Origin of the sequence: Caballeronia sp. LZ029, from assembly GCF_031451275.1 — a bacterium.
GTDB lineage: Bacteria > Pseudomonadota > Gammaproteobacteria > Burkholderiales > Burkholderiaceae > Caballeronia > Caballeronia jiangsuensis.
The window spans coordinates 2,862,117-2,868,485 of record NZ_JARUXO010000001.1; the positions used below are offsets into that span (position 1 = coordinate 2,862,117).

Annotated in this window: 7 protein-coding genes; 5 read left to right on the forward strand and 2 right to left on the reverse strand. The window is 64.8% G+C overall.

From position 1 onward, the window contains the following. A partial coding sequence (locus QCE73_RS13480) for a hypothetical protein (RefSeq protein WP_309881594.1) occupies window positions 1-210 on the forward strand: 210 nt, incomplete at its 5' end. A 60-nt stretch (window positions 211-270) separates the two neighbouring features. Here the strand turns inward: QCE73_RS13480 and QCE73_RS13485 are convergent. Further along, on the reverse strand, window positions 271-1,566 hold the full coding sequence (locus QCE73_RS13485) for an SGNH/GDSL hydrolase family protein (protein ID WP_309881596.1): 1,296 nt from the start codon (window positions 1,564-1,566) through the stop codon (window positions 271-273). A 178-nt stretch (window positions 1,567-1,744) separates the two neighbouring features. Between QCE73_RS13485 and QCE73_RS13490 the strand changes: the two genes are divergently transcribed. Then, the gene (locus tag QCE73_RS13490; protein WP_309881598.1) at window positions 1,745-2,896 is read left to right on the forward strand and encodes a class I SAM-dependent methyltransferase; all 1,152 of its coding nucleotides are present in this window, start codon (window positions 1,745-1,747) and stop codon (window positions 2,894-2,896) included. A gap of 5 nt (window positions 2,897-2,901) precedes the next feature. Here QCE73_RS13490 and QCE73_RS13495 read toward each other — a convergent pair whose 3' ends face one another. Then, window positions 2,902-4,164: a TIGR03862 family flavoprotein gene (locus QCE73_RS13495; protein WP_309881600.1), complete on the reverse strand. Its 1,263-nt coding sequence runs from the start codon at window positions 4,162-4,164 to the stop codon at window positions 2,902-2,904. 6 nt (window positions 4,165-4,170) lie between these two features. Between QCE73_RS13495 and QCE73_RS13500 the strand changes: the two genes are divergently transcribed. The 3 genes from QCE73_RS13500 to QCE73_RS13510 all read left to right on the forward strand — a co-directional run. Further along, a complete protein-coding gene (locus QCE73_RS13500) occupies window positions 4,171-4,362 on the forward strand; it encodes a hypothetical protein (protein WP_309881601.1) in 192 nt (63 codons plus the stop codon). 7 nt (window positions 4,363-4,369) lie between these two features. After that, the gene (locus QCE73_RS13505) at window positions 4,370-5,842 is read left to right on the forward strand and encodes an MFS transporter (RefSeq protein WP_309881603.1); all 1,473 of its coding nucleotides are present in this window, start codon (window positions 4,370-4,372) and stop codon (window positions 5,840-5,842) included. A 236-nt stretch (window positions 5,843-6,078) separates the two neighbouring features. Beyond that, the coding region (locus QCE73_RS13510; protein WP_309880452.1) for a Phenylacetic acid catabolic protein at window positions 6,079-6,369 on the forward strand (291 nt) is incomplete at its 3' end.

Below are 6,369 nucleotides of genomic sequence, written 5' to 3' on the forward strand. Positions count from 1 at the left end.
TATCGGCTGTTAGTTTTTAAAGAGCACATCGCAAGAGCACTACCACCTCAACTTCCGTCTTGCGTCGCTGCATCAGCAGCAGAGAAACGAGATTATGAAGAATCTTTTTCTCCTTGTCAACAGTATTTTTTAGCTTTTGCTTCAAAATCTGCCGACTTCGGAGGCCGTCTGTTTCGCTCGACGGCCCGTCGTCTTGCGACGAGGGGCTGAATATTAGGTCAAGCAGACTCGAATGACAAGGTGATGAACCAACTTTTTTTGGCGGCTGCTTCAATGCATCGCTTTCGTCGGCCCTGAGACGAACTCCATCGGCACTGCCGCCGCCATCGCCGCGTAGCCCGCGTCGCTCGGGTGGATGTGATCGCCGCTGTCATATCGGCGTTGGAGCACGCTCGGGCGCGCGGGATCGCGCAGCGCCTGATCGAAGTCAATCACGCCATCGAACGCCTTGCTCGATCGGATCGATTCGTTGACGGCCGTGCGGATCGCTTCTCGCTCTGGCGGCAGCGAGGCCGGCGTCAGCGTCGCGCCGTAGATCTTGATGCCGCGCTGGTGCGCCTGCGCGATCAGCCGCTGATACCCGCGCACGAGCGCATCGGCGTTGACTTCGGTGTGCGGCGCGTCGCAATCGAGTCCGGCGTGCGCCGGCATCGCCATGAAATTGATGTCGTTGATGCCGATCAGCACGATGATCGCGCGCACGCCCGGCTGACGCAGCGCGTCGCGCTCGAAGCGGCTGACCACCGCCTCGCCGTAGCACGGCGAGTTGCTCAACAGCCGATTCCCGCTGATGCCCGCATTCACTACGACCGTCTGCCCGCCGACTTTGCGCGCCACCTGTTTCGCGAGCGCATCGGGCCAGCGCCGATTGGCATTGACTGAAGAGCGCATGCCATCGGTGATCGAATCGCCGATCGCGACGATCGCCTGCGCCGATGGGCTTTCGACCATCACATTGGTCAGCCACGCGAATTGGGTGAAGCGCGTGCGGAATGCGCCCGCCGATGCATCTTCGGTGCGGTCGCCCGGCGTCGAGATGTAGTTCACCTGGCTCGACACGCGATGCCAGGCGACAAGCTTCTGATCCTTCCCCATGAACATGCTGACGGCCACGGGCTGGTAGGCGTCGGCATCGAAACTGACCGCATCGCTCGTGGCCTGGGCGCCCGGCGCGACGGTCACGCTCTTGCGTCCGCCGAACAGCACCGGACGTGCGCTTCCCGCGCGAATCGCGGCACTGTCGCCGGCGACGGCACGCGCGACGGTCATCGATTCGACGACGAGCGGCTCGGTCCCATACAGATTGCTGATGCGCAGGCGCATCCGTTTGCCGTCCAGTTGCGGATAAATCAGCTGACGGACGGTGCGACCCGCGACATCCGGCGCGCGATACAGCGGCGGCAGATTCGCCAGTTGCGGAATCGACTGCAGCGCCGTGCCCCACGCACTGACCCAATGTTCGTTGGCGGGCGCTTCGGTGGCGTCGGCGGCGAATGCGTGCGGCGCGAAATTGACCTGCGCGACAAGCGCGGCCGCGCAGATCGCGGCGAGAACTCGGAGTTTCATTCGGCGATGGCGTGCGGAAAAGGCTCGATTGTGCCTGAAGTGTCACAACGCTCGCGCCGCCGGATCGCCCTGAACGCGAACAAGCCGCTGCGACGCACCCCGAATAGCCTCACAATGCAGCCACTTCATTCTTCGCCGGCGCGCCGACTCCCGCATCAGGCATCTATATAGATTAGATATGCAATCGAAAAACTCAGCACCGCAACAACTCACCTGGGACGAGGACGGCGAAAGCCGCTCCGCCCGCTGGAGATCGGAAAGCGGCAATCCGCCCGCGAAGCGCGTCGTCATCGGACATGACCAGATGACCGCCGACCACGCATACCGGCTCGCCTGCGAAGGCACGGCGATTCTCTGGCGCGGAGATTTCCAGAACGCCCGGCAACTGCTGCAGGCGATGGCGCGCCGCATCGACAACAAGCCCCGCAAGGCAAAAAAGCACGCGACGGAGCCATCGCCGGTCGATGCTTTCAATCTGCATCGCCTCGCGCAATCGCAACGCGCGCGTACCCTTGCGATGCTGATGCTTCCGCTCGACGGGCAGTACACGATCCCGCTACGTCGCGCGCCCGATGTGCGTGAGGCGTGCGAGGAGGCTTACGGACCGCCGACGGATGAGCAGTCGGTCGTGTCCTTGCGTGAAGTGCTGGGGCTGGTCGGCGCGCACGAGTGGCGCAAGAAAGGCGTCGAAATCGGCGCGGTCGGCGGGAGGATTCATCCCTATTACGGCGTGTTCTCGCCGGTTCGGGGCGAATACGTCGATCTGGTCGCGAATCAGCCGCTTCCGTCGAAAGAACTGGCGTTCGATATCGGCACCGGGACCGGCGTGCTTTCGGCGGTGCTCGCGCGGCGCGGCGTCGGGCGAATCGTCGCGACCGACGTCGATGCTCGTGCGCTCGATTGCGCGCGGGAGAACATCGGGCGGCTGGGGCTCGATCGCCAGGTCGAAATCGTCGAGACCGACATGTTTCCGGACGGCCGCGCGCCGCTGATCGTCTGCAATCCGCCTTGGCTGCCCGCAAGGCCGAGCGCGACGATCGAACACGCAATCTATGATCCGGAAAGCCGTATGCTGCGCGGTTTTCTCGACGGCCTCGCCGCGCATCTGACACCGGGCGGCGAAGGCTGGCTCATCCTGTCGGACTTTGCGGAGCATCTCGGACTGCGCACGCGCGCCCAGTTGCAGGAATGGATCGACAAGGCCGGCCTGAAGGTGGATGGACGCATCGACGTCAAGCCGCATCATCCGCGCGCGAGCGACAAGTCCGATCCGCTGCACGGCGCGCGCTCGGCGGAAGTGACGTCGCTGTGGCGGCTCGTCGCCGCATAAGTTCTCTACGCGCGCTCGGCGAGCCACGCGAGCGCGCCTTCCCCCGCGACAAGTCCGCTCGCGAAACACGCCGTCAGCAAATAGCCGCCGGTCGGCGCTTCCCAGTCGAGCATTTCGCCCGCGCAAAACACGCCAGGAAGCGCGCGGATCATCGAGCGCGCGTCGAGCGCTTCGAATTCGACGCCGCCCGCGCTGCTGATGACTTCCTCGATGGGACGTGGTCGCAGGAGGCGCAACGGCACCGCCTTGATCCGCGCGGCGAGCGTATCCAGATCCGCGAATTCGCCCTTGCTCACGCACTCGCGCAGCAAACCCGCCTTCACGCCCGTCAGATGCAAGCGGCTTTGAAGATGGCTCGAAATCGATCGCGCCCCGCGTGGATGCAGCACCTCGTCACGCACGCGCTCGACTGAAATTTGCGGCGCGAGGTCCAGCAGGATCGTCGTGCCCGCGCCGTCGCTTTCGGCGATCCGATCGCGGATCGGCGCCGACAATGCGTAAATCAGACTCCCCTCGATGCCCTGATCGGTGATCAGACATTCGCCGACGCGCGATTCGGGCGTGCCGTCTACACGCGGCAAACCGATCGCCACGGATTTGAGCGGTTCGCCGGCGAAGCGGCTGCTGAAATGCTCGCTCCAGGCGACGTCGAAACCGCAATTCGTCGGCACGAAAGGCCGAACGGGCACGCCGCGCGCCGCGAGCACCGGCAGCGCGCGGCCGTCCGAGCCGAGTTGCGGCCAGCTTGCGCCGCCGAGCGCGAGCACGAGCGCGTCGTGCCGGACGAGCTTTTCGCCCGATGGCGTCGCGAAACGGGATATCGATGTGTCTTCGTCGGCCCAGCCGAGCCAGCGATGCCGCATATGAAGCGTCACGCCCGACGCGCGCAGCCGATGCAGCCACGCACGCAGCATCGGCGCGGCTTTCATGTCGGTGGGAAACACGCGGCCCGAACTGCCGACGAAGGTCTCGACGCCGAGGCCGTGCACCCACTCTCGCAACCCGCCCGCGTCGAAGCGCGCGAGCAGCGGCGCGATGTCCGGGCTTCGCGCGCCGTAGCGGGCGAGAAACGCGTCGGCGGGCTCGGAATGCGTGAGGTTCATGCCGCCCTTGCCGGCCATCAGGAATTTCCGCCCGACGGACGGCATCGCGTCGAACACATCGACACGCGCGCCGCCTGTCGCGAGCGCTTCGGCGGCCATGAGCCCGGCCGGCCCTCCGCCGATCACCGCGACACTCACCGATTCGATGTTTTCAACTGACGACATGTCCAAATGGAAGAAGCGGAACGGAGCGACATTGTCGCATCGCGCGTGGCCGCGACGGCTTCGCACCGGCCGCAGCGCGGGCGAAAAGCATTGCAGACCCGTCGTAAGTCATTAAATAACAAAAAAGAATTTGGCCGGCTGCGTTCGGGCCAGTACGATCCGTCGATTCGTTGCATCGACAACTTTTTACCGAACTAGCCCGATCATGTCCGTTTCTCTCGCGCCCGAACGCGCTGTCGTCGGCGCTGCCGCCAACGATGCGCGGCCCGTCATCAAAAGTCCCGCCGATGTCTCCAGTCTCGTCAATAGCGGCGCGGCGATCGGCAGCGATGCGCGCGTCGTCGTCGCCATCGCGCTGGGCGGGATTTTTCTCGATGCCTACGATCTCGGCGCACTCGCGTTCGGCATGAAGGACATCGCCCGCGAGTTTTCGCTGACGCCGACTGGTACCGGTTTCGTCGCTGCCGCGATCACGCTCGGCGCGATCATCGGCGCGTTTCTCGGCGGCTATCTCACCGACAAGGTCGGACGCTATCGCGTCTTCATGGCCGACATGTTCTTCTTCGTCGTCGCGGCGATCGCCTGCGCGCTCGCGCCCAACGCCTGGGTGCTCGGCGGGGCGCGCTTCGTGATGGGACTGGGCGTCGGCATCGACCTGCCCGTCGCGATGGCGTTTCTCGCGGAGTTTTCGCGCCTGCAGGGCCGCGGCAACAAAGCGGCGCGCGTCGCGATGTGGTGTCCGGTCTGGTATGCGGCGATCAGCGTCTCGTATCTGCTCGTGCTCGGTTTGTACGCGGTCCTGCCCGAGCACAACGCGGGCTGGCTCTGGCGTCTGATTCTCGGCTTCGGCGCGGTGCCGGCGATCGCGATCATCGCGATCCGCAGCCGTTACATGAGTGAATCGCCCGTCTGGGCCGCGAATCAGGGCGATCTCAAGGGCGCGGCCGCGATCCTGAAACGTTCTTACGGCATCGATGCCCGCGTCGACGAAACCGCCATCGCGCCGCCCAAGGCCCGTCGCGCGACGTGGAGCAACTACGGCGCGCTGCTGCGCGGCGTTTATCTGCGCCGGACGGTGCTGGCGACCGTCATCGCGATTGCGTCGTCGTTCGCGTATAACGCCGTCGCGTTCGGTTTGCCGGTCATCATCTCCAGCTTCCTCGCGCAATCGATGCTCACCACGATTCTCGCGTCGCTCGCGCTGAATCTGTGCTTCGCGTTCGCGGGCGGGCTGTTCTCCGTGCGCACGGTGCCGAAGTACGGCGCGTGGAAACTGTCGGTCGTCGGCTACGCGTTTCAACTGGCGGCGCTCATCGGGCTCGCGGTCGTCGGGAAACCGTCGACGGGCGCCGAAGTCGTGATCGCAATCGCGTTTCTCGCCGCGTTCCTGCTCGGGCAAGGCGTCGGGCCGGGATCGCACAGCATGACGTTCGCGTCGTTGAGCTATCCGACTTCGCTGCGCGGCGTCGGCGTCGGTTTCAATCAGACGCTGATGCGCGCCAGTTCGACGGTCTCGCTGTTCCTGTTCCCCGTCTTGTCGGCGGCGCTCGGCACGAAAGTGTTCTGGATCATCGCCGTCGCGCCGCTCGCGGGGCTCGTCGCGCTGCTCGCGGTGCGCTGGGAGCCGTCGGGCTATGACGTCGACGCGGAAGATTTCGCCGCGCAACAGACGCGATAAGCGCGCGCTTTCCCTCCTTTTCAAAGAGGCGGCGATTCATCGCCGCCTCTTTTCGTTTCTCTCGCCGTCCGGCAAGCCTCCTTCGTCTGCACTAGATTGAATAGCGCGTGGATTCGCGCGCGTTTCTGCGCGCCTCATTCATGCGGAGTTACCCGAGTACATCTCAAAAATTTATTTACCGACCGTCCGGTCGGTTTATAATCGCCGGACAGCGACTATCCAGGAGCGAGCCCCGCATGTACACCCAATCCCTCGACCTCCCGAGCCCCACGCAGGCCACAGACGCGGACCCGTCCGCCTCATCCCCCGACCAAACCCGCTTCGACGCGGTGATGCAGGCCGACGGCAAGATCGAGCCGCAGGACTGGATGCCCGAAGCCTATCGCAAGACGCTGGTGCGGCAGATTTCGCAGCATGCGCACTCGGAGATCATCGGCATGCAGCCCGAGGGCAACTGGATCAGCCGCGCGCCGAGCCTCAAGCGCAAGGCGATTCTGCTCGCGAAAGTGCAGGACGAAGGCGGCCAC

What these genes read in the sequence shown, in the direction of transcription:
- QCE73_RS13485 (WP_309881596.1), bottom strand. Translation starts at nt 1,566, where the DNA reads ATGAAACTCCGAGTTCTCGCCGCGATCTGCGCGGCCGCGCTTGTCGCG.
- QCE73_RS13490 (WP_309881598.1), top strand. Translation starts at nt 1,745, where the DNA reads ATGCAATCGAAAAACTCAGCACCGCAACAACTCACCTGGGACGAGGAC.
- QCE73_RS13495 (WP_309881600.1), bottom strand. Translation starts at nt 4,164, where the DNA reads ATGTCGTCAGTTGAAAACATCGAATCGGTGAGTGTCGCGGTGATCGGC.
- QCE73_RS13500 (WP_309881601.1), top strand. Translation starts at nt 4,171, where the DNA reads ATGGAAGAAGCGGAACGGAGCGACATTGTCGCATCGCGCGTGGCCGCG.
- QCE73_RS13505 (WP_309881603.1), top strand. Translation starts at nt 4,370, where the DNA reads ATGTCCGTTTCTCTCGCGCCCGAACGCGCTGTCGTCGGCGCTGCCGCC.